Annotated in this window: 25 protein-coding genes and 1 tRNA gene; 9 read left to right on the top strand and 17 right to left on the bottom strand. The window is 58.8% G+C overall.

The genetic code is table 11. The features are described 5' to 3' along the window. Positions 1–2: 2 nt before the first annotated feature. The gene (locus WNY39_RS12020) at positions 3–680 is read right to left on the bottom strand and encodes an ATP-binding cassette domain-containing protein (protein ID WP_342845845.1); all 678 of its coding nucleotides are present in this window, start codon (positions 678–680) and stop codon (positions 3–5) included. 164 nt (positions 681–844) lie between these two features. Between WNY39_RS12020 and WNY39_RS12015 the strand changes: the two genes are divergently transcribed. Beyond that, entirely contained in the window at positions 845–1,660 is an 816-nt protein-coding gene (locus tag WNY39_RS12015) for a zinc-ribbon domain-containing protein (RefSeq protein WP_342845760.1), read from the top strand. Positions 1,661–1,687: 27 nt separating this feature from the next. On the opposite strand, the gene WNY39_RS12010 is transcribed toward WNY39_RS12015, so the two are convergent. The 5 genes from WNY39_RS12010 to argH are packed head-to-tail and all read right to left on the bottom strand — an operon-like array spanning position 1,688 to position 7,433. Then, a complete protein-coding gene (locus WNY39_RS12010) occupies positions 1,688–4,216 on the bottom strand; it encodes a TIGR02302 family protein (protein WP_342845759.1) in 2,529 nt (842 codons plus the stop codon). A gap of 39 nt (positions 4,217–4,255) precedes the next feature. Then, a complete protein-coding gene (gene lysA, locus WNY39_RS12005; protein WP_342845758.1) occupies positions 4,256–5,521 on the bottom strand; it encodes a diaminopimelate decarboxylase in 1,266 nt (421 codons plus the stop codon). 40 nt (positions 5,522–5,561) lie between these two features. Then, the gene (locus WNY39_RS12000) at positions 5,562–5,879 is read right to left on the bottom strand and encodes a DUF2834 domain-containing protein (protein WP_342845757.1); all 318 of its coding nucleotides are present in this window, start codon (positions 5,877–5,879) and stop codon (positions 5,562–5,564) included. A 1-nt stretch (position 5,880) separates the two neighbouring features. Further along, entirely contained in the window at positions 5,881–6,045 is a 165-nt protein-coding gene (locus tag WNY39_RS11995) for an argininosuccinate lyase (RefSeq protein ID WP_342845756.1), read from the bottom strand. Continuing rightward, complete coding sequence (argH, locus tag WNY39_RS11990) at positions 6,042–7,433, bottom strand: argininosuccinate lyase (RefSeq protein WP_342845755.1); 1,392 nt, start codon at positions 7,431–7,433, stop codon at positions 6,042–6,044. Before argH ends, WNY39_RS11995 begins: the two co-directional genes overlap by 4 nt. 22 nt (positions 7,434–7,455) lie before the next feature. Between argH and WNY39_RS11985 the strand changes: the two genes are divergently transcribed. Beyond that, a complete protein-coding gene (locus WNY39_RS11985; RefSeq protein WP_342845754.1) occupies positions 7,456–8,025 on the top strand; it encodes a TlpA disulfide reductase family protein in 570 nt (189 codons plus the stop codon). Between the two features lie 37 nt (positions 8,026–8,062). Here WNY39_RS11985 and WNY39_RS11980 read toward each other — a convergent pair whose 3' ends face one another. Together WNY39_RS11980 and WNY39_RS11975 are read right to left on the bottom strand one after the other, a co-directional pair. After that, a complete protein-coding gene (locus WNY39_RS11980; protein WP_342845753.1) occupies positions 8,063–9,136 on the bottom strand; it encodes a Hint domain-containing protein in 1,074 nt (357 codons plus the stop codon). Positions 9,137–9,302: 166 nt separating this feature from the next. Then, positions 9,303–10,220: a lipid A-modifier LpxR family protein gene (locus tag WNY39_RS11975; protein ID WP_342845752.1), complete on the bottom strand. Its 918-nt coding sequence runs from the start codon at positions 10,218–10,220 to the stop codon at positions 9,303–9,305. 220 nt (positions 10,221–10,440) lie between these two features. Between WNY39_RS11975 and WNY39_RS11970 the strand changes: the two genes are divergently transcribed. After that, a complete protein-coding gene (locus tag WNY39_RS11970) occupies positions 10,441–10,965 on the top strand; it encodes a winged helix DNA-binding protein (RefSeq protein ID WP_341233301.1) in 525 nt (174 codons plus the stop codon). On the opposite strand, the gene eda is transcribed toward WNY39_RS11970, so the two are convergent. Beyond that, positions 10,962–11,603 (bottom strand): bifunctional 4-hydroxy-2-oxoglutarate aldolase/2-dehydro-3-deoxy-phosphogluconate aldolase, encoded by a 642-nt coding sequence (gene eda, locus WNY39_RS11965; RefSeq protein ID WP_342845751.1) that lies wholly within the window; start codon positions 11,601–11,603, stop codon positions 10,962–10,964. The two genes, WNY39_RS11970 and eda, sit on opposite strands and share 4 nt — an antisense overlap. Before the next feature lie 21 nt (positions 11,604–11,624). Next, the gene (gene edd, locus WNY39_RS11960; RefSeq protein WP_342845750.1) at positions 11,625–13,424 is read right to left on the bottom strand and encodes a phosphogluconate dehydratase; all 1,800 of its coding nucleotides are present in this window, start codon (positions 13,422–13,424) and stop codon (positions 11,625–11,627) included. A 170-nt stretch (positions 13,425–13,594) separates the two neighbouring features. Here edd and WNY39_RS11955 point away from each other — a divergent pair, with 170 nt between their 5' ends. Both WNY39_RS11955 and nagA read left to right on the top strand, forming a co-directional pair. Next, the gene (locus tag WNY39_RS11955; protein ID WP_342845749.1) at positions 13,595–14,470 is read left to right on the top strand and encodes a BadF/BadG/BcrA/BcrD ATPase family protein; all 876 of its coding nucleotides are present in this window, start codon (positions 13,595–13,597) and stop codon (positions 14,468–14,470) included. Continuing rightward, positions 14,467–15,597: an N-acetylglucosamine-6-phosphate deacetylase gene (nagA, locus tag WNY39_RS11950; RefSeq protein ID WP_342845748.1), complete on the top strand. Its 1,131-nt coding sequence runs from the start codon at positions 14,467–14,469 to the stop codon at positions 15,595–15,597. Before WNY39_RS11955 ends, nagA begins: the two co-directional genes overlap by 4 nt. Before the next feature lie 35 nt (positions 15,598–15,632). On the opposite strand, the gene WNY39_RS11945 is transcribed toward nagA, so the two are convergent. From WNY39_RS11945 to WNY39_RS11915, 7 genes are all read right to left on the bottom strand, one after another. Continuing rightward, positions 15,633–16,154 (bottom strand): UGSC family (seleno)protein, encoded by a 522-nt coding sequence (locus tag WNY39_RS11945; RefSeq protein ID WP_342845747.1) that lies wholly within the window; start codon positions 16,152–16,154, stop codon positions 15,633–15,635. Between the two features lie 24 nt (positions 16,155–16,178). Then, on the bottom strand, positions 16,179–17,768 hold the full coding sequence (locus tag WNY39_RS11940; RefSeq protein ID WP_342845746.1) for a redoxin domain-containing protein: 1,590 nt from the start codon (positions 17,766–17,768) through the stop codon (positions 16,179–16,181). A gap of 63 nt (positions 17,769–17,831) precedes the next feature. Beyond that, positions 17,832–17,926, bottom strand: a tRNA-Sec gene (locus WNY39_RS11935). 41 nt (positions 17,927–17,967) lie between these two features. Further along, positions 17,968–19,854 (bottom strand): selenocysteine-specific translation elongation factor, encoded by a 1,887-nt coding sequence (gene selB, locus WNY39_RS11930; RefSeq protein ID WP_342845745.1) that lies wholly within the window; start codon positions 19,852–19,854, stop codon positions 17,968–17,970. Beyond that, positions 19,851–21,236, bottom strand: a complete 1,386-nt coding sequence (gene selA, locus WNY39_RS11925; protein WP_342845744.1) for an L-seryl-tRNA(Sec) selenium transferase — start codon at positions 21,234–21,236, stop codon at positions 19,851–19,853. Before selA ends, selB begins: the two co-directional genes overlap by 4 nt. A gap of 67 nt (positions 21,237–21,303) precedes the next feature. Further along, the gene (locus WNY39_RS11920) at positions 21,304–22,221 is read right to left on the bottom strand and encodes an MYG1 family protein (RefSeq protein WP_342845743.1); all 918 of its coding nucleotides are present in this window, start codon (positions 22,219–22,221) and stop codon (positions 21,304–21,306) included. Between the two features lie 105 nt (positions 22,222–22,326). Then, complete coding sequence (locus tag WNY39_RS11915; protein ID WP_342845742.1) at positions 22,327–22,638, bottom strand: ETC complex I subunit; 312 nt, start codon at positions 22,636–22,638, stop codon at positions 22,327–22,329. Between the two features lie 138 nt (positions 22,639–22,776). On the opposite strand from WNY39_RS11915, the gene WNY39_RS11910 reads away from it, so the two are divergent. The 4 genes from WNY39_RS11910 to WNY39_RS11895 all read left to right on the top strand — a co-directional run bounded on the left by WNY39_RS11910 (position 22,777) and on the right by WNY39_RS11895 (position 26,509). Then, the gene (locus WNY39_RS11910) at positions 22,777–23,061 is read left to right on the top strand and encodes an antifreeze protein (protein ID WP_341233290.1); all 285 of its coding nucleotides are present in this window, start codon (positions 22,777–22,779) and stop codon (positions 23,059–23,061) included. Positions 23,062–23,147: 86 nt separating this feature from the next. Further along, a complete protein-coding gene (uvrB, locus tag WNY39_RS11905) occupies positions 23,148–25,364 on the top strand; it encodes an excinuclease ABC subunit UvrB (protein WP_342845741.1) in 2,217 nt (738 codons plus the stop codon). A 153-nt stretch (positions 25,365–25,517) separates the two neighbouring features. Next, positions 25,518–25,703 (top strand): PLD nuclease N-terminal domain-containing protein, encoded by a 186-nt coding sequence (locus WNY39_RS11900; RefSeq protein ID WP_093916737.1) that lies wholly within the window; start codon positions 25,518–25,520, stop codon positions 25,701–25,703. A 134-nt stretch (positions 25,704–25,837) separates the two neighbouring features. Next, a complete protein-coding gene (locus WNY39_RS11895) occupies positions 25,838–26,509 on the top strand; it encodes a hypothetical protein (protein ID WP_342845740.1) in 672 nt (223 codons plus the stop codon). Positions 26,510–26,532 lie beyond the last annotated feature (23 nt).

Genomic DNA, 26,532 nt, shown 5'->3' with positions numbered 1-26,532 from the left:
GTTCACAAATCCGCCCCCGCCAGTTGAATGCGCCGGTTGGCGATGCGCAAAACGCGGGCTTGCACATGCGCCTTGGTGGCGCGGATCAGGCCCAGGTCATGGGTCGCGATCAACACGGTTTTGCCCATCTTGTTCAGTTCGATCAGCAGCCTTAGCAAGCGTTGTGACATTTCCCAATCGACGTTGCCGGTCGGCTCGTCCGCCAGCACCACATCCGGCGACATGATCACCGCACGCGCCAATGCGGCGCGCTGCCGTTCCCCGCCGGACAATTCAGGCGGCAGCGCGTCGGCACGATTGGAAAGGCCAACCCAGGCCAGCAGCTCTGACAGGTCATCGCCGCCGGTTTCGGCGTGCCGGCCGGACACCGTTAACGGCAAGCCGATATTTTCAGCGACCGACATATGGTTCAGGAACTGGCAATCTTGATGTACGACCCCCACGCGGCGGCGCATCATCGCGATATCATCGCGGTCAAGGCTGCGTGCATCCCTGCCAAACAATGTCACATGGCCGGCCGTTGGCAGCAGTGCACCATAGCACAGTTTCATCAAGGTGGTCTTGCCCGCCCCCGACGGCCCCGTCAGAAAGTGAAACGAACCCGGTGCCAGCTTGACCGAGATATCGGACAAAAGCTCGCCTCCGCCGTAACTATAGGCCACGTTTTCAAATTCGATCACAGGCATATCCCATTTCGTTTGGACTGTTGTGCCTCAGCACCGCATGGGTTTCAATGCGCCCGAACACCCCACCCGACGAAGATTGCACTTTTACTGCGGTTTTCTAGGCCATATGGTGGCAAGCACGTGCAAACGATGGAGTTTTCAATGGGTACGGACGCGACATGAGATTGATCTGTCCCAATTGTGATGCGCAATACGAAGTGCCCGATGACGTCATGCCCACCTCGGGGCGCGACGTGCAATGCTCTAACTGTGGGCAAACTTGGTTCCAGCATCACCCTGATTATGAACCAGACGACACCCCCGGAGAGTTGGGCGACCCCGCGCCAACCCCGGACGAGGAAACAGCCACACCGCCACCAGCCGCGCCGCCGGCGAAGCCAACGCCAACGCGCAAACAGTTGGACCCGTCGGTCGCCGACATCTTGCGGCAAGAAGCCGAAGCCGAAAAACTGGCCCGGCAAAGCAAGCAGGCTGAAGTGCTGGAAAGCCAACCCGATCTTGGTCTTGATGATACACCCGATGAACCCGACGCGGATGAACGCGCCCGCTTGGCCAAAGAACGCACAGCACGCTTGCGCGGTGATGCCACGCCGAGCGAACCCGTAGCGACACCAAGTGCCGCGATGACTGCGTCACGGCGCAATCTTTTGCCTGATATCGAGGAAATCAATTCGACACTGCGCACCGGAAACGAGCGCCGCTCGGCGGACCCCGACCTGGAAGACACGACCATGGGTGCGGGTTCAAAAGGTCAAAGCGGGTTCAAGCGCGGTTTCGCCTTGGTTATCATATTGGCAGCGCTGCTTTTGCTTATCTACATCTTCGCCGCACAGATTTCATCGGCGGTTCCCCAGCTTCAGCCGCTTCTTTCCAAATATGTTGCCACAATAAATCAGGCACGTGTGTCGCTCGACAGCTCAGTGCAAGGCGTTCTGCTGTGGTTAGAGGCGAAAGCATCTCAATCCGGCGGCTAAGCCCGCCAGACGGTGTTCAACCCTGCCTTAAAACCGATCCAACAACCTGTTGAGGTAATCACGTTCGACCTCGGGGCGCTCTGTCTCGCCCGAACGGCGACGGATTTCATCCAGCAATTCGCGCGCGCGGCCATAGGCATCGTTATCCAACGCCAGATCTCCTTGGGTGCTTTCGCCCCCGTTTGACGATTGATCGCGCCCCAACGGATCGCGCTGATTAGCGCGCTGATTACCCTCTGCATTGCCTTGACCCGCTTGTTGCTGCTGCTCTTGCGCAAGTGCATCCCCTAGCGCACGCATGCCTTCGCGCAGCGCTTCCATTGCGCGGGCTTGATCGTCGATGGCATCCGCCAACTCGTTCTGGCGCAGGGCTTGTTCGGCATCATCCATAGCGCGGCCAGCCCGATCCAATGCTTCACGCGCGGCCTCTCCCTCCGCCGATCCTTGGCCGGGCAGGCGCCCCTCTTGGCGGTTCAACTCATTGCGCAGCGCTTGCTGACGTTCGGCAATGGAATCCTGTCCCGGCTGTTGACCCTCGCCCGGTTGTTGGCCTTGCCCTTCCTGTTGGCCGCCCTCTTCGCCCGGCTGATCCTGATTTCCATTGGGGTTGAACTGTTCTTGAAGATCACGAAACGCCTGATCGCTCAGCTCTTGCTGTTCTCGCAACGTATCCGCCAGACCCTCCATCGCCTGTTCGCCGGGGCTTTCACCCCCTTGACCAGGTTGGCCTTCAGTGACGCGCATGTTCTCCATCATCTCTTGCAACTCGCGCAGCGCCTGTTCGGCTTCGGCCATGCGACCCTGCTCCATCAGCTCTTGAATGCGGTCCATCATGCGTTGCAGATCGTCTTGGGTCATCTGCATGGTTTCACCTTGCTGACCTTGCTGCTGCTCGCCGTCTTGCCCTTCTTGGGCCTGCTGACGCTGCAATTGCTGCATGTACTCTTCCGTAGCACGGCGCAACTCGTCCATCAGCTCGGCAATCTCTTCGTTGGACGCGCCGTTTTTCATCGCTTCGGCCAAACGCTCTTGGGCGCGCCGCATCCGCTCCAACGCGTCGGCCAGCACCCCTTCCTCCAATTCAATCGCCAAGTCCCACAGGTCTTCCGCAATCTCGGCTTGCAGGTCATCCGTCAGCCCGTATTTGGCGCGAATGTCCAACCGATTGATCTGACGGCGCAAACGCAGGGCCGATGTCTCTGTCCGGAACACATCTTGTGGGCGGTATGACACCGCCTTGAGCAGTTGCACCAACCGCGGCGCATTCGCCTTTGACCATAGCAAATCACGGCGCTGTTCAATCACCGCAGCGGCCAGCGGATCAAAAAAACGCCGTCCCGGCAGGATCATATCGCTGGGCGCGGTGGTGAATTGCTGCTCTGACGCGTCCAACACGCTCAGACTGATTTTTACGGGCAGGTTCGCCCACGGGTGCTTGGAAAAATTCTCGATCAAGTTTTCTTCGAAATTCGTGCGCTTGCCCGAGATCGGCATGGGCAGTGGAACAGTCACATCTGGCCGCGCGTCCGGTTCAATCGCCAACCCATAGCGCCGGTCAACCGACGCCAGATCAAGGCTGATGCGCGCCTCTCCGGCCTCAACGCCGTAGTCGTCGCTGGCGGCAAAGGGCAGGCTCATTTCGCCCAAGGCTGCGACCTGCGGTTCACCCGCAATCTCGACCTTTGGTGCCGCATCGGGCAGCATCGCCACATCCCAGTTGCGCCCGCCGGGGCCATCGATGCCAATCCCGCCGCTTTGGTTCACTTTGAAATCAATCACCAAGGCTGGCTCGACATCAGCAGGTCGCCCCTGCCCCGACACAGTCTCGACCACCTCAAGTGCGCCAACCTCGCCGTACAGCCGCACGGTGATCAACGTGCCCTTTGGCAGGCTCAGCGGCCCTTCCTCAAGGTCCGCCAAATACAAGGTGGGTTTGCCGGTATAGCGCGGCGGCTCTGCCCAGCCTTCCCAAACCGGACCACTCGCCAGACCGCTGGCACCCGGCACCATCCCCGCAACAGACCCTACCCGCAGAACAGAGCCGAATATCAACGCGACCGTGAAAAATAGCAGCGCGACATAGCGCAGGGCATAGGGGTCACGGCCCGACACCCGCAGGTCGGCGGGTACCGCCCGCGCCGTTGCAGCCCGATCTGCCATGCATTTCTGGTGGGCGCGCCATACCGCCATGGATGCCGCATCGCCCGCACCAATCGCCTGATCATCCATCAAAGCCTGAATAGGTCGCCCCGGCAGGCTGGCGTCTAGCCGCGCCAGCGCCTCGGCCCGGGTCGGGATATAAAAATTGCGAAACGCATAGACCAGCGCCGCGCAGGCCGCGACAAACGCAACGACAGCAGCACCATAAACGATGTCTAAAACTACGACATCCTGCAACCCCAGCATCAACCCGGCAAGGACCAGTAAAACAACAGCCAGCATCGGCCACAGCGCCCGAACAAGGCTTTCCGCCCACATTCCGGCCCATGTCAGCCGAAGCGGCCCGCGAATTTTCGCAAGCCCGGGATGCTGATCATCGTCTTTGAATGGGGCCATTTACACCGATCTCCCGCGTGGCTGACACGCAGGGCGCGGTCAAAGCCATTCAGGGATGGTATCGCGATTTATCATTTCGTCAAAGGTCGGACGTGCGCGAATAACCGCAAATTGATCGCCTTTGACCAACACCTCGGGAATAAGGGCGCGCGAATTGTATTCGCTGCTCATTACCGCGCCATATGCACCGGCACTTCTGAACGCGACCAAATCACCCGCCGCCAGCTTGGGCATCATCCGTTGTTTAGCAAAGGTGTCACCGGATTCGCAGACCGGGCCAACAATGTCATAGGGCTGCTGCTCGGCCCCTGCGGCAGGTTCAACCACCGGCACGATATCATGGTGGGCCTCATACATCGCAGGGCGGATCAGGTCGTTCATCGCACCATCAAGGATCAGGAAATCGCGCCCTTCGCCAGATTTGACATAGATGACTTCGCTGACCATCAGCCCCGCATTGCCCGCGATCAAACGACCCGGTTCAATCTCGATCTCGCAGCCCAGATGACCCAGCTTGCGCTGTACCATCGCGCCATAGTCACTGGGCAAGGGCGGTGCCTCATTGCTGCGCTCGTATGGGATCCCCAGACCGCCGCCCAGATCAAGGCGTTTGATGGTATGGCCATCGGCGCGCAAGGTTTCGGTCAGCTCTGCAACCTTGTCATAGGCCATCTCGAACGGGGCCAGATCGGTCAACTGGCTGCCGATATGCACATCGATCCCGATCACCTCTAGACCGGCCATACCGGCGGCCATGGCATACACCTCACGCGCACGCGCAATGGGGATGCCGAATTTATTCTCGGATTTGCCCGTGGCGATCTTGGCGTGGGTCTTGGCATCAACATCCGGGTTCACACGAATGGTAATCGGAGCGACCACGCCCATGGATTGGGCAACAGCGTTCAACACTTCCATCTCGGGCTCGGATTCCACATTGAACTGCCGAATACCGCCCTCAAGCGCCAACCGGATTTCAGCGGCGGTTTTGCCTACGCCGGAAAACACGATTTTATCGCCCGGCACACCTGCGGCTTTGGCACGCAAATATTCCCCGGCTGACACAACATCCATGCCTGCGCCCGCCTGGGCCAAGGTCTGCAACACCGCCTGATTGGAATTTGCCTTCATGGCATAGCACACCAGATGGTCCATCCCCTCCAACGCGTCATCAAACGCCTTGAAGTGCCGCAACAACGTCGCTGTGGAATAAACGTAAAACGGTGTCCCGACCGCTGCTGCGATCTCGGCAATGGCGACATCCTCGGCGAACAGCGCACCGTCGCGATACAGGAAATGATCCATCTTCTCTGGCTCCCAAATATCCCCGCCGGAGGCTCCGACGCTATTTTACAGGGGCCGACCGCAGAAATAGATACAAAGGCAGGCCACAGCTTACCCCAATACCAAAGGTTGCGGGAATGGCAATCAGCGCCAGCCAATTTCGCCGGACTGCGACCTCGGCGATGATCCAAACGGTCAAGGCGACAGCGGCAATGGTCAAATCCCAGACCAGCCCGCTGGACGCTGCATTGGCATGCCACGCGTCAACCATCGCCATCAGATCAACACCGTTGGCGCTGAACCAGGTGATGAAATAATACATCGGATGAATGGCACCCCAGAGGGCCAGCGCCAAATATATCATCCGCAAAACCGACATTCTAAAAATTCTTAACCACCCCAAATTCGGCATAGCCTGAAACAGACACCCCCGGCTCCGTCGCCGAGGGTTGCTGGCGCTGGTGAACCTGCGGTGGTTTCGGCTCTCCGTCCGCGCCACAGGCCGCGAGGGTTATCAGCATGACAATCGCGATGGCGCGGTTCATCCGAGGATCCCTTTCCAACGGGCGACCTGCGCGCGGACCTGCGCGGGCGCGGTACCCCCGTAAGACATACGCGAATTGACGGAATTTTCCACGCCTAACACGTCAAACACATCCGCCGTGATCCCGTCATGAGCGGTTTTCATCTGGTCCAGCGTCAGATCGGGCAAGTCGCAGCCGTTCTTTTCGGCCAGCGCTACTAGCGATCCGGTGATGTGATGCGCATCGCGGAACGGCAGGCCCAACACCCGCACCAGCCAGTCGGCCAGATCGGTCGCGGTCGAAAAACCGGACCCCGCCGCCGCAGCAAGGCTGTCGCGGTTGGCGGACATGTCTTTAACCATGCCTTCCATCGCGGCCAGCGCCAGCATCAGGTTGTCAGCAGCGTCAAATACTTGCTCTTTGTCTTCCTGCATGTCCTTGGAATAGGCCAGCGGCAGCCCCTTCATCACCATCATCAGCGCCACATTGGCCCCCATGATGCGCCCGATCTTGGCGCGGATCAGTTCCGCCGCGTCGGGGTTTTTCTTTTGCGGCATGATGCTGGAGCCGGTCGAAAACCGGTCCGACAGGGTTACGAAACGGAATTGCGCCGACGACCAGATCACCAGTTCTTCGGCAAAGCGGCTAAGGTGCATTGCGCAGATCGACGCGGCCCCAAGGAATTCGAGCGCAAAGTCACGGTCGCTGACCGCGTCCAGCGAATTGGCCGACGGGCGGTCAAAGCCAAGCGCCTGCGCCGTCATGTCGCGGTCGATGGGAAAGGATGTGCCAGCCAGCGCCGCAGCCCCCAAAGGCGATTCATTCATGCGGGTACGTGCATCGCGCATCCGGCTTAGATCGCGGCCAAACATCTCGACATAGGCCATCATATGGTGGCCCCAAGTGACCGGCTGTGCGGTTTGCAGATGGGTGAAACCGGGCATGACCCAATCGGCACCGGCCTCTGCCTGACCCAACAATGCTTGGATCAACGCCAGCAAACCGCTTTCTGCGGCGTCAAACTGGTCGCGGGTCCAGAGCTTGAAATCCGTCGCCACCTGATCGTTGCGCGACCGGCCCGTGTGCAAGCGGCCTGCGGGTTCGCCGATTACCTCTTTCAGGCGCGCCTCGACATTCATGTGGATGTCTTCCAGCGCGGTCGAATAGGCGAATGTACCGCCTTCGATCTCTGACAAGACCGTGAGGAGGCCTTTCCGAATGGCATCGGCATCGCTATCACTGATGATGTCTTGTGCAGCCAACATGGCGGCATGGGCGCGCGACCCGGCAATGTCCTGGGCGGCCATACGCTGGTCAAACGAGATCGAGGCGTTGATCGCCTCCATGATCGCGTCTGGTCCGGCGGCAAAACGGCCACCCCACATTTTGTTCGAAGTCGTATCGGTCATCAGGCAACCCCTCGGAGGGAAAATGAAAAAGATAATGCTCGCGCTCGTTTATACGGCCCTAGCGGTCGGTGCAAACCCCAGCTTTGCGCAAACAGCCGACATCGCGGCTTTGCGGGATGGCGACATGAAGAAATTGGTCGTGCATGACGCGCCTGTGGCCACGTCCACGGTTGCCTTTGATCTGGCCGACGATGCAGGCAGCGCCACCCTAGAAGACTGGCGCGGAAAGTTTGTGCTGTTGAATTTCTGGGCCACATGGTGCGCACCCTGCCGCAAGGAAATGCCGCAATTGGATGCCTTGCAAAAGGAATTTGGCGGTGACGACTTTGGCGTACTAACCCTCGCCACGGGACGCAATTCGCCCGAAGGGATCAAACGGTTCTTTGAGGAAGCCGGCGTTGACAGCCTGCCCCGCCACCAAGACCCCAAACAGGCATTAGCCAGCCAGATGGGCGTCTTTGGCCTGCCCATCACAGTGATCCTAGACCCCGAAGGGCGCGAAATCGCGCGGTTGCGCGGCGATGCGGATTGGTCAAGTGACAGCGCCAAGGCAATTATTAAAGCGTTAATCGACAGCCGCGCGGACAGCTAAGCGGTTTCGGGCCCGCTGTATCGGAGCCCGAACCACCTTATGCAGCGTGTTGCAGGATCGCGGCCTCGGACATCGACAGGTTTCTGCGGGCATAGCGACCATAGCTTTGCGGATCAGAGTTGAGGTCGGGGTAATGCGCGGCCAAACGTTCACGGTCCTTGGCATCCAGACTGTCCAGCGCCGCCGATGCGGGATGAAAGCTTTCAGTTTCCACGCCGTTTGCCCACATGATCTGATGCTGATCCAGCAGCAGGTGGATATAGGTCACTTCGCGCAGATGTGCATCAATCGTAACGCTTGAACCATTCACCAAATCCCGCGCTGTCACCAACACTTCGCTAGTGTTAAACAGGCTTTGGGCCGCGTCACCGGTGATCAACATGCGATGGCTGGGCGAGACCAGCAAATCCTGATCCGGACGGGCAAGCCCCAAGGCATTAGCGTGAAACCGCACCGGGCGCAGTTGCGGCATGGTAAACAAGCGCGCGCCGCTCATCCGGCGTTTGCCGATCCAGCGCACCGGCTGCACACCGTTGTCTTTGGTCTGCACCAGATCGCCTTCGTGCAAGTCTTCGATCCGCGCCAGACCATCCGCAGTGCGGATCAACGTGCCGGGTGTGAAACAAATCACCCCGCCATTTTGCTGGGCGACTTTGTCCAGGGACGTGGTGCTGAGGCTGTGGTGCACGACCCAAAGGTCGCAATTGCGCGGGGGAATATCATCGATAAACATCAAAAGCGGCTGCTTGCCACCGCCGACCTCGATCAGCGTGACGGTATAGCTTTTGCCGCCATCAGTAACGACAAAGCTGTTATCCATCAGTGTGTTAAAGGGGTCATCGCTGTGGTCTTTGCGCGGTTTTGGCGCGTCTTTATCTAGCGCCGCACCGACAAGCCGATGCACCATACGCGCCGCGCGCTTGCGAAGTTCTTCTGCACCGTCTGCCTGATCCAGTCGCAAAACGTCAGATGGCCCGTCAACGCGTATCGCGTCGCCTCGCCATGCCCATGCAGCCCCTACCTCAAGAGATTGCACCGGCGCGGCTTCCAGCCCGTCTATGTCTGTCTGCGACCAGCTAATGACAAACGTGCCTCGAAAGCCCGTTTTCACCACTGTTCTGCTGCCTCATCGTGTTTTTATTACCGTTAGAGTAGCAAAGACCGTGAGATATGCAAAGACTGTAACTGCCAAATTTTCACGCGCGTTGCAAAAAGCGGGCAGGCCAGTCTGCAAAACGGCGGATTAGACCAGATAAACCATAGGTTGTGATGCCGTTTTAGAACGATAAGTTTATACGGACGGAGCCTACGACTTGATCATCGGGCTGGGTTTCATATTCTTTCCCCAACCATGTCGCGCCGTAAAAAATCGATGCGTTTTTGCCCTGCCAATGCACACCCAGCCGCACACGGTCACGGTGATCGGTCAGCATATAACCGCGGTTTTCTGGCAAAAACGTGCTTTCGCTGACATAGGCGACATCGGCCCCCGCAACAAAGCTATAGCCTTCGACCTTGTCATTCTGGATCACGCGGTAGCGGTGCCCGGATGTACTGTCTCGCACGAAAAACGCATCCTTTGCTGCCGCCCCGAATGTCACATCGAACCCTGCGCGCATCATCGTCTCAATACCCGCTTGGCCTTCAATAAACGGACGTATTGCTTTGTTTTCCCCGAGGGGGATCGTGCGCGCGGCCTCTACCAGAACGGTGGGATGAAAGCCGTTTTCGATCTGACTGTCCAAGGTGCTCTCACTCGGGGGCGGATCGCCGATTAGCTCGTGGAGTTCGCGTTGAAAGCTGCCCAAGCCGGTCTGCGGGCCGGTCACGTAAAGCGATGCACCGACAGCGTATTCGATATCCTTGGGCTTGAAATGTGTATGTATCCCCGCCGATATGGCCCCGGCCCAGGGGCGCGACCCTGAGGAGGGATTAGCGAGATTTGCAGGTGCCAGCACCTCGAACCCCAAGCGAAATTCAACCAGTTCACCAAGGTTCTTGGGCAATGCGCCCGTCCATTCCGGCCCCCAGACCCGCGAAGACTGCACTGCGCCGGTCCGTTCGCGGTCTTGCAAATCGCCAAGATAATCGTTGGTGATCAGCCGCCCATAGCCAAGATATTCGCGCCCTTCTGCGGCCCCGGCCTGCGGCAGGGACAATACAAAAATCGCGGCGGCGGCGATGGCCTTGAGCATCCTTGGGCTCTCCTGTGTTGGACCCGATTGGACAGCGCAGCCATTAGGGTCACCAGATTCGATGCTGCACATTGGCAACGCGATACCATCTAACGGGGAAATACGTCCAGAATTGGGCCGCTCATATTAAAATCAAATGCCCCGAAGTCATTCCCGAAACATTGCAAGACGCACACAAATCGCTAACGTAACGACAACAATAATCAGTTGTAGGTGCCCCATGTCAGACGCAAAATCGCAACCTTCCCGCCGGATTGTATCCTCACGCCACTTGGCCGAGGGCGAGGGATGGGAGGCGTCCGAGCTCGAATACGGGATGATCATCGCCTATAACGCCTTCAGCCGATGGATGTCGCGCTGCATGACGGCGGCGGGCAATTCTGATCTGACGCCTTTGGAAATTCTGGTTCTGCACAACACAAATCATCGGGGCCGCGAAAAACGTCTGACCGATATCTGCTTTATGCTGAACATCGAGGACACGCATACAGTCAACTACGCCCTGCGCAAATTGCTCAAGTCCGACCTGCTTGAGGCGGATAAGCGCGGCAAAGAAGTTTTTTACCGTACCTCAGCCGCCGGTGCCGAACTGATCGAGGCGTATCGCGCGGTGCGCAATACCTGCCTGATCGACAACCTAAATCGCACCGATATGAAAGGCGACGATCTGCGGGATATCGCCGCCCATCTGCGCGCCATTTCCGGCCAATATGATCAGGCCAGTCGCGCGGCTGCGTCGCTTTAGCGGCCCAACTGGCTGGCCGCGCGGGCCAGTTTCGTGATCGCTGCCCAGTCGCCTTTGCGCACCAGCGCGTCGGGGGCGACCCAACTGCCGCCCGCACAAACAACGTTCGGCAGTGACAGATAACTTTCAGCGTTGGCCGTGCTGACCCCGCCTGTGGGGCAAAACCGGATTTGCGGCAACGGCGACGCAAGCGATTTCAACGCAGGCGCACCGCCAGATGCTTCTGCGGGAAAGAACTTGAGCATGTCATAGCCACGTTCCAAAAGGCGCATCGCCTCGGACGCGGTGGCGGCACCGGGCAGCATCGGCAGATCAAGGTCTTCCGCGGCTTGCAACAAGATATCTGTCGCCCCCGGCGAGACGCCGAATTTAGCACCCGCATCAACCGCACGTTTCACATCCTCAGGCGTCAGCAATGTGCCTGCGCCGACAACGCCGCCTTCGACCTTGGCCATTTCGGCGATCACTTCCAACGCGGCGTCGGTGCGCAATGTCACCTCTAGCGCGGGCAGGCCACCAGCAATCAACGCCTCGGCCAAGGGGCGGGCGTGGGCCACATCATGTACCACCAGAACCGGCACGATGGGGGCGAGTTTGCAGATTTCGTAAGCGGCGGTGCTTGCGTCTTGCGGGGTCATAGGGATGGTCCTTTATTCAGTTCAAATGCTGCTGGCGCCGGTATCGGCGGCCCCGACAGTTTTGCGGAAATTCGCGAACAGCTCTCGGCCTTGGCCGTATTCATTGCCCGATAGATCGGCGGTGGCAAGCGCGCGGTCCAACGCACCGGGCGTTGTAACTTCTAGCCGGCCATCACGGGCATCCACACGGATCATATCGCCGTCTTGGATGCGGGCAATCGGGCCACCGTCCAAGGCTTCGGGGCAGACATGGATCGCGCTAAGCACTTTGCCAGACGCGCCAGACATACGGCCATCCGTAACCAACGCAACCTTTAGCCCCCTGGCTTGCAGGTTCGCCAGCACCGGCGTCAGGCTGTGCAATTCGGGCATGCCATTGGCCTTTGGCCCCTGAAAGCGGACAACCACGACCACGTCGCCGGTAAATTCACCGTTTTTATAGGCCTCTTTCACCGCTTCTTGGTCGTGGAACACCCGCGCGGGTGCTTCGACGATCCGGTGTTCGGGCTTAACCGCCGACACTTTCGTCACGGCATTGCCCAAGGACCCCGACAAGCGTTTTAGCCCGCCGGTCGGCTGGAAAGGATCGCCCATGGGACGCAGGATTTTATCGTTCAGGGTCTCTGTCGGGCCAGCGACCCATTCAACCGCGCCGTCTTTCAGCTTGGGGTCTTGGGTATAGCGATCAAGCCCGTCTCCGGCGATGGTTTTCACATCGTCATGCAGCAAACCGCCGCTCAGCAATTGACCAATCATATAGCCCAAGCCACCGGCCGCATGAAAATGGTTCACGTCCGCCAGACCGTTTGGATAGACCCGCGCCAGCAGCGGGGTCACATCGGCCAGATCGGAAAAATCCTGCCAATCCAGAATGATCCCGCCCGCGCGCGCCATCGCAACCAGATGGATCAACAGGTTTGTCGACCCGCCCGTCGCATGCAGCCCCACGATGCCGTTCACATATGCCTTTTCATCCAGCACGTCGCAGACCGGCGTATAGCTATTGCCCAAGTGACTGATCGCCAAGGCCCGCTGCGTGCCCGCAATCGTCAAGGCGTCGCGCAATGGCGTGTTGGGGTTCACAAAGGATGCACCGGGCAGGTGCAGGCCCATGAACTCCATCAGCATCTGGTTGGTGTTGGCCGTGCCATAGAATGTGCAGGTACCCGGCCCGTGATAGGCCGCCATCTCCGACGCCATAAGCTCTTCTCGGGTCGCATCGCCCGAGGCAAAGCGTTGACGCACCTCAGCCTTTGCATCGTTCGAGATGCCTGAGGTCATCGGACCCGCTGGCAGAAACACGGCTGGCAAATGGCCAAATGCTTGGGCGGCAATGACCAGCCCCGGCACGATCTTGTCGCAGACCCCCAGATAAATCGCGGAATCGAACGTGTTATGGCTTAGGCCCACACCCGCCGCCATGGCGATGATGTCACGCGAAAACAGGCTCAACTCCATCCCCGCCGTCCCTTGGGTCACGCCGTCGCACATCGCGGGCACGCCGCCTGCAACCTGTGCTGTGCCCCCGGCAGCGCGGGCCGCATCACGGATCAGTTCGGGAAACCGTTCGAACGGCTGATGCGCCGACAGCATATCGTTGTAGGTGGTGATGATGCCGATGTTGCCCGTGGATTGCGTTGCCAGTGCCGCTTGGTCCGCGCCAGCCCCGGCATAGGCATGGGCCTGACCGCTGCATGATAAATGCGCCCGTGCGGGACCGGCCTCAGCTGCGCCGTGCATACGGGCCAGATATGCCTGACGGCCTGCGCCGCTTCTTTCGACGATGCGGTCGGTGACGCGGGCGACGGTTTCATTCAGCATAACTATTCCCTTACTATCAATCTGGGCTGTCAAAGATGGGATTGCTCGATTAATGTTAGCGCTAACTTAGCATTAAAGCAGGTGTTTTGTAAATGCACTTGCTCAAACGCTTTTGCGCCAAGCGGGAAAATATCCTTTCCCCCACAAAACAGGTATCTTAGACAAGCCCCATGATGGATCAACACCCCCCCTTTATCATTGGCGTCGATGGCGGCGGCACCGGTTGTCGCGTTGTGGTCGGCACCGCCCAAGACGGCATATTGGCCGAGGCCAAAGGTGGCCGCGCCAATGTCAGCACCAATTTCGACGAGGCGATCGCCCATATTTTGGAAGCGACCCATGCTGCGGTAAAGGACGCGGGCCAGGACGTTGCGCAAATAAGCCAAGCGGTTGCCCATCTGGGGCTGGCGGGCTTCACCGGGCCCGACATCGGAAAACGCATCGCGGCCGCCCTGCCCTTTGGCAAAAGCGTGGTAACCGAAGACACGACAACCACGATTGTCGGGGCCATCGGTGCCGAGGACGGATATGTAGTGGCGCTTGGCACTGGCACGATCATTGCGCGGCAACGCGCGCAGGCGCAGACCTGCATCGGCGGCTGGTGTTATCAGGTGTCTGATCAAGCGTCCGGCGCTTGGCTGGGACATGGCGCGTTGGAACAGACGTTGTTGGCCGTTGACGGCATCGTGCCGGCAAGCCCCCTATCGGATCGGATGCTGGACAAATTCGGCGGGGCGGCTGGCATCGTGCAGTTCAGCCTCAAGGCGCGCCCCGGCGATTTTGGCACGCTCGCCCCCGATGTCGTGGAAACTGCAGCGGCGGGCGATCCGATTGGCATATTGCTGATGCAGCGCGGTGCGGATTACCTGCAAAACGCGCTGGCCGCGCTGGACTATCACACGAATGATTTATTGTGTCTGGCAGGCGGGGTCGGGCCGCATTATGCGCCCTACCTTCCCGCAGAAACGACGGCCAATCTGATCTCTGCAAAAGGGCGGGCCGTCGATGGTGCCTTTGCCCTCGCCAAAAGCGCGGCAGCGCAATGACCCAAGCGCGGTCGGCCTATCTCGGCGCGCGCATTTTCGACGGTGCGGCATTGCTGGACGACCACGCGCTGTTGGTGCTAACGGACGGAACCACCCGCATCACCGCCCCCCAAGACCTGCCATACGACTGCCCAATCCATACCCAAGACGGGGGAACACTGCTTTCGGGCTTTGTGGACCTGCAAGTTAATGGCGGCGGCGGCGTGATGTTCAACGATGCCCCGACGGTGGAAACCCTAGCCACCATCGCCGCCGCGCATCGCGGGCTGGGCGCGGCGGCGATCCTGCCCACGTTGATCACCGACACGCCCGCCCAAACGGCCGCTGCGATCAAGGCGGTGACAGAAGCGCTGGATCAACACATTGTGGGCATCGCAGGCCTGCACCTAGAAGGACCGCATCTTAGCGTTGCCCGCAAAGGCGCGCATGACGGCACGCTGATCCGCCCGATGCAAGACAGCGATCTGCGCATGCTTTTGGATGCCGCCGATCGCATCCCCAATCTGGTGGTCACCGTCGCCCCTGAAAACGTGTCGAACGCGCAGATCAAGGCGCTGGCGGATGCGGGGATCATCGTATCGCTGGGCCACAGCGACTGTGATTACGACACCGCCATGGCGGCCTTTGACGCAGGCGCATGCTGTGCCACTCACCTGTTCAACGCGATGAGCCAAGCACAAGCGCGCGCGCCCGGTCTGGTGGGCGCTGCGCTTAGCCACCCAATGGCGACCTGCGGGCTGATTGCCGATGGCGTGCATGTGCACCCCGCGATGATCCGCGCCGCATTGGCCGCAAAGACGGGGCCACGCGATATTTTTCTGGTGACCGATGCCATGGCAACGGCGGGGTCAGACATCACCAGTTTTCAGCTGAACGGTCGTGAAATCCTACGCAGGGATGGCAGACTGACCTTAGCAGACGGCACCCTCGCTGGCGCTGATCTAACGATGCCGCAGGCGATCCGCGTGATGGTTGAGCAGGTTAAAGAGCCGCTTGAAAAGGCGCTGGCCCGCGCCACCACGATCCCTGCTGGCATGTTGCGCAGCCCGCCCTCGCGCAATCAAGCCGATGATCTGCTGTGGCTCAGCCCAGACATGACCCAGACGTGCTGGATCGCAGAACTGTAAAAGCGGCCCAAGGTTTCCCCTGCGCCGCCCTATCTTCACTTATCGCGCAGCGCCGCCATGATCTGATCATAGGCTTCGCGCGCTTTGATGCGCATTTCGTCATCGGTAGCATCCTGAATGGGATGTGGCACCAAGACGTATCGCGCGCCTTCCATACCAAGCGCCTTGCGCTGCGTTTCAGCAGCTTGGCCAAACGCGCTTGAGGCGACGGAAACGGATGGGATCCCCTGGATTTCAAACCAGACTGTATCGTGCATACTGCACGTGGTACATGATCCTCAGTCCGCCAATGCCTCTACCAAGAAATCGCACTCATCGCGAATTTGATGGCGCAATGCGTCAGGGCACGGCTTGGCAAATGTCGGTTTGGTATAGCGCCGGATTTCCACACCGGGCGCGCCTTCGGCCAGCAAACTGTCCAGTTCATCCAGCAGGATATTGCCGCGTGGTTTGCTGATATTCAGCAACCCCACAACCCCCCGCACAGCCCCCGATCGTTCGGCAATCTGACGCGCGACCGGGATGCGTTCATCCGTCGGGTCGAGAATTATTGTCATTCATGTCCTCCTCTTATGCCTATGTTACCCCAGATCGATCTTTCTGGAAACGGAAATTGACCCCACAGCCCCCGTGGCCCAGCCATGAAAGACCGACGAAAACTTGCCTGCATCGCCGCCCGCGACGACGATGTGGATATATTCTTTGCCTGCGAATTTCGGGACCAACTGCGCCAGCTTCTCCGGCCCCATCTTTTCGGCATCGGCAACGGGGATACCCGCGCCCGAATGATCATCCTGCACCATTTCGCTGAGGGGCCGCGATGTGACCTCTTGAATGCGGTCGCGCAGCCGGTCTTTGGAGTATTCCCCATCAACGGTCAGCGTGTTGATATGTTCGGGGCACACGACCAGCAGCGCGTCGATGGGCAGGTTATGGAGCTTGGGCATAAACACCCCTTCAAGCCCCTGCCCCAAGGACCCTGCAATCTGATCCGGTTTGCGCGATGTCTGATCGACGATATGCACGGGGCCGCCGGTCATCGCAAAAACGGTCACAACGGAATCGTCTGCCTTGAAACCACGCTCGACATGCAGCGGTTCCCACGGCGACACGGCCTCATTCTCGGCAAAGCACATGGTGTATTTCATCGGGTTGCCAAGCGTTGACCGTTCAACGCCCCCCGTCGTCGCCCCGCCGACATTGCGGATCACCAACCGCAGCGCGCGCCCGATTGTGGCGTTGGCACGGTTGCCCGCCCCCATCGCGCCAAGGCCCGCGTTCATGCCGATTTTCTCCACCACAGGCCCGTTCACAATCACGACCGTTGCAGCGCCCATCGTGGTTGCCGTGACCCCGTGAATGTTAAATTCATCGGTGCAAACGGCCTCGACTGCGGCGATCACCACGGGCAGGTATTCCGGTTTGCACCCGGCCATCACCGCATTGATTGCGATTTTTTCAACCGTGCCGACGCCCATGTTCGGGGGCACGGTTGCCACCACGTCTTGCGGGTCGCGGTGTGTGCCCGCCAGCATCCGCATCACCCGTTCAGGCGTCGGCGGCACCAGTGGCAAACCGTCGGAAAACCCCTGATCGAACATGAACTCCGCCACATCATCACCGCTGGCGACCTCAACCTTGCGGGCACGCAAAACGCTGCCATCCGCCTCGGCGCGCAGCTTGTCATAAATCTCGGGGTCAAAGTGTTTTGACCCGCAACCGGGCCGCCACGCGGGCAGGCTGTCCCAATCAATCTGCGCTGCGGGCTGGCCGGTTTCCGTCGCGATCTGATCTGACAGTGCTTGCCAGTCATCGCGCACGAACCCTTCGAATTTGGTGACAACGGTGCCGTCGGCATCAATCCAGAACACGGCGGGCACGATTTCGATATCCCAATCAAACGACGCCTTGCAGCCCGCATCGCCCAACACCGGCATCGTCAGGCCGTGACGCTGCGCAAAATCTGCGTTTTTATCGCCGGACTGCCCCAACACGACCGTGTCGATACCGCTGCCGTAGCCCTTGAACAGCCCCTCAAGGACCGGACCCGCGATGTTGCAGGTTTCGCAATCCTCTTTCACGAAACACACCAAGCTTGGGCCGGTGCCGTCAAAAACGTAGGGTGTCCCGTCAAGATTATTAAGTGTGAAAGCCCGCGCCGCGTCGATCATCTGCCACCCTCCCAAGTATGCATTTGCATATTGATGGTGAATTCTACGGAATGTCCAGAAACTTGGCGGAGGTGGATGGGAATCGAACCCACCACACGCCGTGTCGACGCGTCCATGGTTTTGAAGACCAGGGAAGCCACCAGACTCCAGTCACCTCCGTTTGGGCGGACCCTAACGGCACGTGTAGGCGGGCGAAAGATCAATCCGCAGGCTGTGTCATCAGACGCAGGTCGCCATCACGCTGCGTCACTTTTTCAGCGTCAAAATATTCAAGCAATGGAACGATGAATTTGCGGCTGGTGCCCAATGCTTCGCGCGCCTGGCCCGTGGTGAACCGCATCGGCGGGGGGAAAGCACCACGCAAGGTTTCCGCAGCTTGGGCGACTGATTCCCCGTGAAAAACCAACCGTTGGTTCAGACCGATATTTACCATGGCAATGGCTGACTGACTGGCAATCAACATCTCGACCAGATCAGCGTCGTCACTGTTCTGCACGATCTCGCTTAGGCCGGGCGGCATGGTGCCACCGTCCTTCAGCTGCGCTTCAATCTCGGCCATACGGTCCCGCTGCAATGGTGTCATTGCCGCTGCAGGGTCATGGGCGGCCAGCTCGATCTGCCCCTCGGCCACGCGGATATCACCCGCCGCAGCCAAGCTGTTTTCAACATATCGGGTCAGGATCGGCGATTGTGTGCGGCCCACGATTTTGGCGCGGGGGGCAAAGCGTTTAAGCGGGTGCGCCGCATGAAACTCTTTCAAATTCGAGAGCAGACCGTTCTGCGCGTCCTTGACCGTTTGCGACGATGCGATCCACCCGGTATCAACCTCCTCGAACGCGCTCCCCAGCATTGCCAATACACGCTCCGCATTGCACCGCGCGATCCGCGCGACGTCCGCCAGCTTTGCGCTGCCCCGACCTTGTGCGCAAAGCGCATTCGCAATGTCAAAAGCACCACCATCAGCGGCCGCCTGCATCACCGCCAAACGCAGCCTGTCACCGGATTTCACGCCGGTTGAAACCGGATCAAGCACGACAGCGCCGCCAATCGTTTCGGCAGGGGACAAGCTGCGGATGATCATCCGCTGACCAGCATAGCCCGTGACAGGTTTGCCAAATCGCAGCTGCGCGAAAGCGGTATGGCCTTGTTCGACCTGCCCCCCGCCCATCAGCCGCAGGGTCGCAACGGCGTGGGTCGTGCCAAACAGCACCCTGATGTCGGTCATGTGCTTGATCGGTTTCGCCGCATCCGCCAGCAGCGCCAGCTCAACATCCATGCAATCGCTCGGCGCGCATAGCCCGTCAGCGGCCAGAACATCGCCCCGCTCAATATCTTCCGGCGCAATCCCGCGCAGGTTAACCGCGGTGCGTTCGCCATGGGTAACCTTATCGCGGGCCGCACCTCGCGATTGCAGCCCGCGGATCGTCACCGTCCGGTTTGGCGGGTGCAGGGTGATGGGATCAGAGAGGGACAGATCACCGCCCAGCAAGGTGCCGGTTACGACGGTTCCCATACCCTGCACTGTGAAAACACGGTCGACGGGCAAAAAACTACCAGCGGGGTTTTGCGTCTGATGGGGCTCGGCCAGCAGAGTCTCTAACCGCTGATGTAGCGTCTGGATACCCGCATCTAAATCCGCCGAAACAGGGATCACCGCCACATCCCCTACCCCCAATTTCTGAAGCCCTTGGTGGATCATTTCAACGCCTGCATTCAGATCATCAGGGGCCAGTAAATCAGCCTTGGTCACGGCGACAAACCGAACGGGAACGCCGAGCAGTTTCGCAATACGCAAATGCTCAAGCGTTTGTGGGGCGATGCCGTCGACGGCGGAAACCACCAGCAACGCCGCCTGCGCGCCGGTGGCCCCTGCGACCATCGCGCGGATGAAATCCTCGTGGCCCGGCGCGTCGATCAGATCAACAAAGCCGGAGGGGTAGCGGCAATAGGCAAAACCCAGATTGATCGACAGCCCGCGTTGCTTTTCCTGTGCCAAGGTGTCGGTTTCCATGCCAGTCAGCCGGCGCACCAACGTGGTTTTTCCGTGGTCCACATGGCCAATCACAATGACGCAGGCAGAGGTCATTTCGCGCGTGCTTGGCCGATTGCATCTGCGATCAACGGCAGCTCTGTATCCGTCACGGTGCGCATATCTAGCAAAATCTGATCTTGATGAATACGACCGATCACCGGCACCGTCGCACGGCGCAATGCATCAACCAATATTTCCGCCGTCATATCAGGATGGGTAATGCTCACCGCAAAGCTTTGCAGACCTTGTTGGGGCAGCGTCCCGCCCCCGACAAAGGCGTCTGATGGGATAACCGAGGTCGCAACCAGCCCGTCCAGCAGCACGGCAAGCGCATCTGCTCGCGCCTGCACATCGGTCAAAGGCTCTGACAGCATCTTCAGGACAGGAATGGATTTGAACGGATCATGCGGCGCGCGGTAGAGACGCAAAGTCGCCTCGAGTGCTGCAAGGGACAGCTTATCGATCCGCAGTGCGCGCAGCAGGGGATGCGAGCGGAGTTTTGCGATCACATCGGCCTTGCCCGCGATAATGCCAGCTTGGGGCCCGCCCAGCAATTTGTCGCCGGAAAACATTACCACATCCACGCCGGCCTTTAGGATATCCGCAACAACGGGTTCGTCCGTCATCCCATAGGGCGACAGATCGGTCAGGACACCGCTGCCCAAATCCTCCATCAAAATCAGGTTTCGGTCTTGGGCCAGCTTTGCCAAACCCCGTCGATCTGGGGCCGAGGTAAAGCCGACGATCTTGAAATTACTGGTGTGGCTTTTCAGCAGAACCGCGGTGTCATCATCAATGGCATCGGCATAATCGCTTAGCCGGGTTTTGTTGGTCGCACCGACTTCGCGCAGGATGGCACCGCTTTGCGCGATCACGTCGGGCAGCCGGAATGATCCGCCGATCTCGATCAGCTCCCCCCGCGAGGCGACGACCGTGCGCCCCATCGCTGTGCCCATCAGCCCCAGCACAACGGCGGCGGCACAGTTGTTCACGATCAATGCGGCCTCTGCGCCCGTAAGCTCGCAAATCAGCGCCTCTGCATGATCATAGCGAGAGCCGCGTTTGCCTGTCGTCAAATTCAGTTCGAGGTTTGATGCGTTCAGCCCGACGTCATGCATGGCTTGGATCGCTTGCGGTGCAAGTCGAGCGCGGCCCAGATTGGTGTGGATGATAATCCCCGTCGCATTGACGACGGCGCGCAGGTTCATATGCCGGTCTTGATCGATCATCTTCCGCAAGCTGTCCGCAAAGGCATCGCCAGCAAAATCAGGTAGTTGCACCAGATCGCCCTTGGTGATCGCGCGGCGCAAGTTGGCCAAGGTCATGCGCAAGGCGGCGACAGTTTCATCACGGCTATAGGCATCGACCAACGCGTTTATGGCGGGATAGGCCAGCATCGCCTCGATCTGGGGCAGTTGTCTAAGTTGATCGTTCACGCAAGCACCCGCCCTTTGATGCGCTCAGTCTATCCCCGTGGCAGACAAGGGCAAGGCGGATCAAGAATTACATCGCGTCTTTGACGGCCAGATCAGCCATTTCAAGCGCCGCTTCGCGCGTCGACGCAACGGCGATGAACAAACCGTTATGGCAGAATTTCGCGCCTTTAACACCGCAAGCGGCCTCAAGCGCGTCATCGGTCAGACCGGCCCATGCGGCGGGCAAATCGGCGCGCTGCTCGAACCCGTCGCCGCTCAGTCGGATGCCGGTAATTGCCCAATCGCTGTCTCTAGGGTGAACGACGAAGAGCATATGATCGGCACCGGCTGTCTCAATCGCTTTGCGGAATGGCATGCCCATGGGCAGTTCCAACACGCGCGATTGACCTGCTTGGGCAATCGCCTCCAGCACGACGGCCTCGGCACGGCGCTTGGCCGCTTTGCCTGCAATCGACCCTTCGATAAAGGCGCGGGCGATCGGCAGGGCGGCAGCAAAAGCGCGATCATCCGCATCGGCGCTGCGGTCATCAAACACCGGCTTGAGGGTGCCCAACAGCGCGGGCAAGGTCAGCCCGGCAAGCTGTCCGGCGGTTGCGGGGGCCAGATCGCCGTTGTCGACCAGATCAATCGGCAGAACAAACCCGTTGTCAAAGCTGCCGTGGATGTCATCGATATCAGCGTCAGGCACACCAAAGTCGCGCAGATAATCGCGCCCGTAATGCGCCCAAATCAACCCGAATGAACTGTAGGGCTGGCCATCTTCGCGCAGGGGGTTGGGGCGTTGGTGATGGTCAAATATTTGCGCATCGGCGTCATAGGCGCGGCCCACGTCATAGATAATCTTGTCCGGTGCGGGTGTGGTCCAAGCGGTATCGCGGCTGCGCACCAATTCGGCCTGTGGAAACAAACGCGTCAGAATGACAGAGGACAGCAATTCATCAGCATGAAAACCGCCGGAATGTGTAACAAGATGGGTAATGGTCATGTGCGGCCTTTAAAATATTATGCTGAACAGCGGCTGAAAAAAGCAAGACGCCACCCGATGGGAAGCGTCTTAGGCATGGTCATTCCGTTGATATAGGTGGCGGGCTTAGTGGGTCCAGGCACCGCGGCGGGCTGTGGCAAAGTTTTCACCATAGCCACCGGGCCGAATGTTGGAGCGACGCTTGTGCGGCTCTTGCACGAGGGCATCGATGCCGTGTGCAACCGCATATTCAACGGCTTCTTCTTTGGTCTCGAACCGCAGTCTGACCTGCGTTTGCGTATCATTGGACGATGTCCACCCCATCAAAGGATCAACCTCGCGCGCGGTTTCTTGGTCAAACTCAAGCAGCCAAACGTGCGTTTTGGCTGTGCCAGATGACATTGCTGTTCGTGCTGGTTGGTAGATGCGAGCGCGCATGGGTAATTCTCCGCTGTGGTGGCGTACGTATCGGACATTTAGGGCAAGGTATCAAGTTATCACTGGCATTTGTAAATAAAACACCTTGCAAATGCTGCACTGCGGCATACCTTAGTCACAGCCCATCGGAGCACCTGTATGAATCCCCTGAATTTATTCGCCCTAAATACCCAATTTGCGTCGCTATTGTTTGATACTCAGGCGGTGATGACCCTGCGGATTCTTGGGATGGCAGGGTTAATGCCACATGCCAGCGGCGAAAATTCACGGATGGTCAAAGAAAAAGGCCCCGCGATGGCCCAAGCGTATAAATCCGCGACCAAGGCCGCGATGGCTGGCGGCAGCCCCGATCAGATCATGACGGCGGCGATGGCACCGGTCAGCAAAAAGGTCCGTGCCAACCGCAAGCGCCTCACAAAATAAGAGGTTTCTAACCCCTTCGCGCGGCTGCCTCTTGAACCTGCGCAAAAACATGACACCTTAGGGGCGACCCCCAAAGGACTGTACTTATGGCCTACGCCCACTCTGACAGCTTGCCAGAACGCAAGCTACCAATGTTATCCAATCCCGCACTCGATGTGCGTGACCGCCTCAAGCTTGAAGGCGGCAAAAAGTTTGTTTTGGCAACGGAATTTGAACCTGCCGGCGATCAGCCCACTGCGATCAAAGAGTTATCCGAAGGTGTGCGCGCAGGCGAGCGTGATCAGGTTTTGCTGGGGGCAACCGGTACAGGCAAGACGTTCACGATGGCCAAGGTTATCGAGGAAACGCAGCGCCCGGCCATCATTCTGGCCCCGAACAAGACATTGGCCGCGCAGCTATACGGCGAATTCAAAGGGTTCTTTCCCGACAACGCCGTCGAATATTTCGTCAGCTACTATGACTACTACCAGCCCGAGGCCTATGTGGCGCGGTCTGACACGTTCATCGAAAAAGAATCGCAGATCAACGAACAGATTGACCGGATGCGCCATTCGGCCACGCGGTCACTGCTTGAGCGCGACGACGTGATCATCATCGCGTCGGTGTCGTGTATCTATGGTATCGGGTCTGTCGAAACATACGGTGCGATGACCCAAGATATTAAGGTCGGCGCATCCTATGACCAGCGCAAGGTCATCGCCGATCTGATTGCCCAAGCCTACAAACGCAATGATGCCGCGTTCCAGCGCGGCACGTTCCGGGTGCGCGGCGATTCGCTCGAGATTTTTCCGGCCCACCTTGAGGATCGCGCATGGCGTCTGTCCTTTTTTGGCGAGGAGTTGGAAAGCATCACCGAGTTCGACCCGCTGACGGGGGAAAAGACCGGCACGTTCGACCAAATTCGCGTCTACGCCAACAGCCACTATGTGACGCCAAAGCCCACGATGAATCAGGCCATCATCGGCATCAAGAAAGAGCTGCGGATGCGCCTGGATCAGCTTGTGTCCGAAGGTAAACTGCTTGAGGCGCAGCGGCTTGAGCAGCGGTGCAATTTCGACATCGAGATGTTGGAAGCCACGGGCGTCTGTAACGGTATTGAAAACTATTCACGCTATCTGACGGGCCGCGCACCGGGCGAGCCGCCCCCCACGTTGTTTGAATTCATCCCCGATAATGCGATTGTTTTTGCAGATGAAAGCCACGTTTCCGTGCCGCAGATCGGCGGGATGTACAAAGGCGACTATCGGCGCAAATTTACGCTGGCCGAACATGGTTTCCGCCTGCCGTCTTGTATGGATAACCGCCCCCTCAAGTTCGAGGAATGGGATGCCATGCGCCCGCAATCGGTGTTCGTGTCCGCGACCCCTGCGGCGTGGGAGATCGAACAAACCGGCGGTGTGTTTACCGAACAGATCATTCGCCCCACCGGCCTGATCGATCCCATGATCGAAATCCGTCCCGTTGAAATGCAGGTCGATGATCTGCTGGACGAGGTGCGCAAAGTCGCGGCCGACGGGTTCCGGACGCTCTGTACGGTTCTAACCAAACGCATGGCCGAAGACCTGACCGAATACATGCACGAACAGGGCATTCGTGTGCGCTATATGCACAGTGATATCGACACGATTGAACGGATCGAAATCCTGCGCGACTTGCGTTTGGGTGCGTTCGACGTGCTGATCGGCATCAACCTTCTGCGCGAGGGTTTGGACATTCCGGAATGTGGGTTGGTGGCTATTCTGGACGCGGATAAAGAGGGTTTCCTGCGCTCTGAAACTTCACTGATCCAGACCATTGGCCGCGCTGCGCGCAACGCCGAGGGGCGCGTGATCATGTATGCCGACCGCATTACCGGGTCGATGGAACGTGCGATGGGCGAAACAGATCGGCGCCGCGCCAAGCAGGTCGCCTATAACGAGTTGCACGGCATCACGCCCACCACGGTCAAAAAGAACGTCGATGATATTCTGGCCGGCCTCTACAAGGGCGATGTGGACATGAACCGCGTCACGGCCAAGATCGACAACCCCTTGGCTGGCGGCAATTTGCAGACGGTTCTGGACGGGCTGCGCACCGATATGCGCAAGGCCGCCGAGAATCTGGAGTTTGAAGAAGCCGCGCGTTTGCGTGACGAGGTGAAACGGCTTCAGGCTGTCGATCTGGCAATCGCGGACGATCCGATGGCGCGGCAATACGCCGTCGACAAGGCCGTTGATGATGCGCAAAAGGCGTCTGGCCGATCAACCGGTGGCCGAGGTGGCATGCGCGGTGGCAAATCCAGATATGGCGGTAAAAAACGTTAACGCTTTGAGACGCGGGGGCGGCCATTCTGCCCCCACGTTTGGAGGGTTCACGTACACCTACTCACTACAATTTGAAGTTCTTCTCACAGGATTGGGAACAATTTGGCCCATTGGCTAGTTGTCCACCCAGAACAACTCATAAGGAGAACAACAATGGAATATGGCATCCTAGGCCTCATCATCTTGATCGCTGACATTTATGCGATCGTCAAAGTCATCGGCTCCGGCGCGTCGACACTGGCAAAAATCCTGTGGATCGTCGGCATTCTGGTATTCCCAGTCGTTGGCTTTATCGTATGGCTGCTGGCCGGCCCACGCGGTGGCACAATCAACGTCTAATTCTACGTGACGTGACGAATAGGGTCTGCAGTTTATTCTGCGGGCCCTTTTCTTTTGGATAAATCATTTCAAACCGTAAGCAATTTATTAAGCACAATTGAGCATGTTTCCCGCGAAAGGGCGGGACTTCGGACATGCTGCGTATCTTGGCGATTGTACTGCTTTTTCTCGCGACCTCGCCCGCGACCGCCGGTGCGTGGATGCGTGAAAAGGGCAGCGGATACTCCTCGATTACGATCAGCACTACGCTCTCGCGCGACTTTTCAGAGAGCACATATCTTGAGTTCGGCGTGCGTGATGACCTGGCACTAGGTGCCGAAGTCGCCTTTTACGCATTCTCCAATGGTGTTCAGTCAGGCTCCGCGATGGTTTTCCTGCGGCGTCCTATCGGTAGGGATGACCGCCCCAGCGTTTATGCATATGAACTTGGCTTCGGGGCCGGATGGTCCGGTGACATCGTCCGCCCCTACATTCGGGGCGGGCTATCATGGGGGCGCGGATATCAACTCAGACGGCTGAATGGATGGATGGCGGTCGATGCATCGCTCTTTATCGATACCTACTATGGGGAACATCTGATGAAAATTGACAGCACCATCGGCCTTAATTTCAACGATCGCTTTGCCGGCATGATACAGATTTTTCACGCCGCCACGTCTGACATCAGCGCAACATCAATCGCCCCTTCGATCTTGTTCAAACCTATCAAGAACAGGCCCGAGCTCAGGTTACAGATTGGCACGGAAACCCAGATCGGCAACACAGATAACTCGGCCTTCAAAATTTCATTCTGGAGAGATTTCTAGGGCCCTTCGCCATGTTAGCAGCG

Source organism: Sulfitobacter sp. AS59, from assembly GCF_038899995.1.
Lineage (GTDB): Bacteria > Pseudomonadota > Alphaproteobacteria > Rhodobacterales > Rhodobacteraceae > Sulfitobacter.
Note: the sequence above shows the minus strand (reverse complement) of the source record. Positions and strands in the feature narration are given on the sequence as shown.

Bases quoted from the DNA above. Each gene is read 5' to 3' on its own strand.
- WNY39_RS12015 (WP_342845760.1), top strand. From the start codon at position 845: ATGAGATTGATCTGTCCCAATTGTGATGCGCAATACGAAGTGCCCGAT.
- WNY39_RS12010 (WP_342845759.1), bottom strand. From the start codon at position 4,216: ATGGCCCCATTCAAAGACGATGATCAGCATCCCGGGCTTGCGAAAATT.
- lysA (WP_342845758.1), bottom strand. From the start codon at position 5,521: ATGGATCATTTCCTGTATCGCGACGGTGCGCTGTTCGCCGAGGATGTC.
- WNY39_RS12000 (WP_342845757.1), bottom strand. From the start codon at position 5,879: ATGTCGGTTTTGCGGATGATATATTTGGCGCTGGCCCTCTGGGGTGCC.
- WNY39_RS11995 (WP_342845756.1), bottom strand. From the start codon at position 6,045: ATGAACCGCGCCATCGCGATTGTCATGCTGATAACCCTCGCGGCCTGT.
- argH (WP_342845755.1), bottom strand. From the start codon at position 7,433: ATGACCGATACGACTTCGAACAAAATGTGGGGTGGCCGTTTTGCCGCC.
- WNY39_RS11985 (WP_342845754.1), top strand. From the start codon at position 7,456: ATGAAAAAGATAATGCTCGCGCTCGTTTATACGGCCCTAGCGGTCGGT.
- WNY39_RS11975 (WP_342845752.1), bottom strand. From the start codon at position 10,220: ATGCTCAAGGCCATCGCCGCCGCCGCGATTTTTGTATTGTCCCTGCCG.
- WNY39_RS11970 (WP_341233301.1), top strand. From the start codon at position 10,441: ATGTCAGACGCAAAATCGCAACCTTCCCGCCGGATTGTATCCTCACGC.
- eda (WP_342845751.1), bottom strand. From the start codon at position 11,603: ATGACCCCGCAAGACGCAAGCACCGCCGCTTACGAAATCTGCAAACTC.
- edd (WP_342845750.1), bottom strand. From the start codon at position 13,424: ATGCTGAATGAAACCGTCGCCCGCGTCACCGACCGCATCGTCGAAAGA.
- WNY39_RS11955 (WP_342845749.1), top strand. From the start codon at position 13,595: ATGATGGATCAACACCCCCCCTTTATCATTGGCGTCGATGGCGGCGGC.
- nagA (WP_342845748.1), top strand. From the start codon at position 14,467: ATGACCCAAGCGCGGTCGGCCTATCTCGGCGCGCGCATTTTCGACGGT.
- WNY39_RS11940 (WP_342845746.1), bottom strand. From the start codon at position 17,768: ATGATCGACGCGGCGCGGGCTTTCACACTTAATAATCTTGACGGGACA.
- selB (WP_342845745.1), bottom strand. From the start codon at position 19,854: ATGACCTCTGCCTGCGTCATTGTGATTGGCCATGTGGACCACGGAAAA.
- WNY39_RS11920 (WP_342845743.1), bottom strand. From the start codon at position 22,221: ATGACCATTACCCATCTTGTTACACATTCCGGCGGTTTTCATGCTGAT.
- WNY39_RS11915 (WP_342845742.1), bottom strand. From the start codon at position 22,638: ATGCGCGCTCGCATCTACCAACCAGCACGAACAGCAATGTCATCTGGC.
- WNY39_RS11910 (WP_341233290.1), top strand. From the start codon at position 22,777: ATGAATCCCCTGAATTTATTCGCCCTAAATACCCAATTTGCGTCGCTA.
- uvrB (WP_342845741.1), top strand. From the start codon at position 23,148: ATGGCCTACGCCCACTCTGACAGCTTGCCAGAACGCAAGCTACCAATG.
- WNY39_RS11900 (WP_093916737.1), top strand. From the start codon at position 25,518: ATGGAATATGGCATCCTAGGCCTCATCATCTTGATCGCTGACATTTAT.
- WNY39_RS11895 (WP_342845740.1), top strand. From the start codon at position 25,838: ATGCTGCGTATCTTGGCGATTGTACTGCTTTTTCTCGCGACCTCGCCC.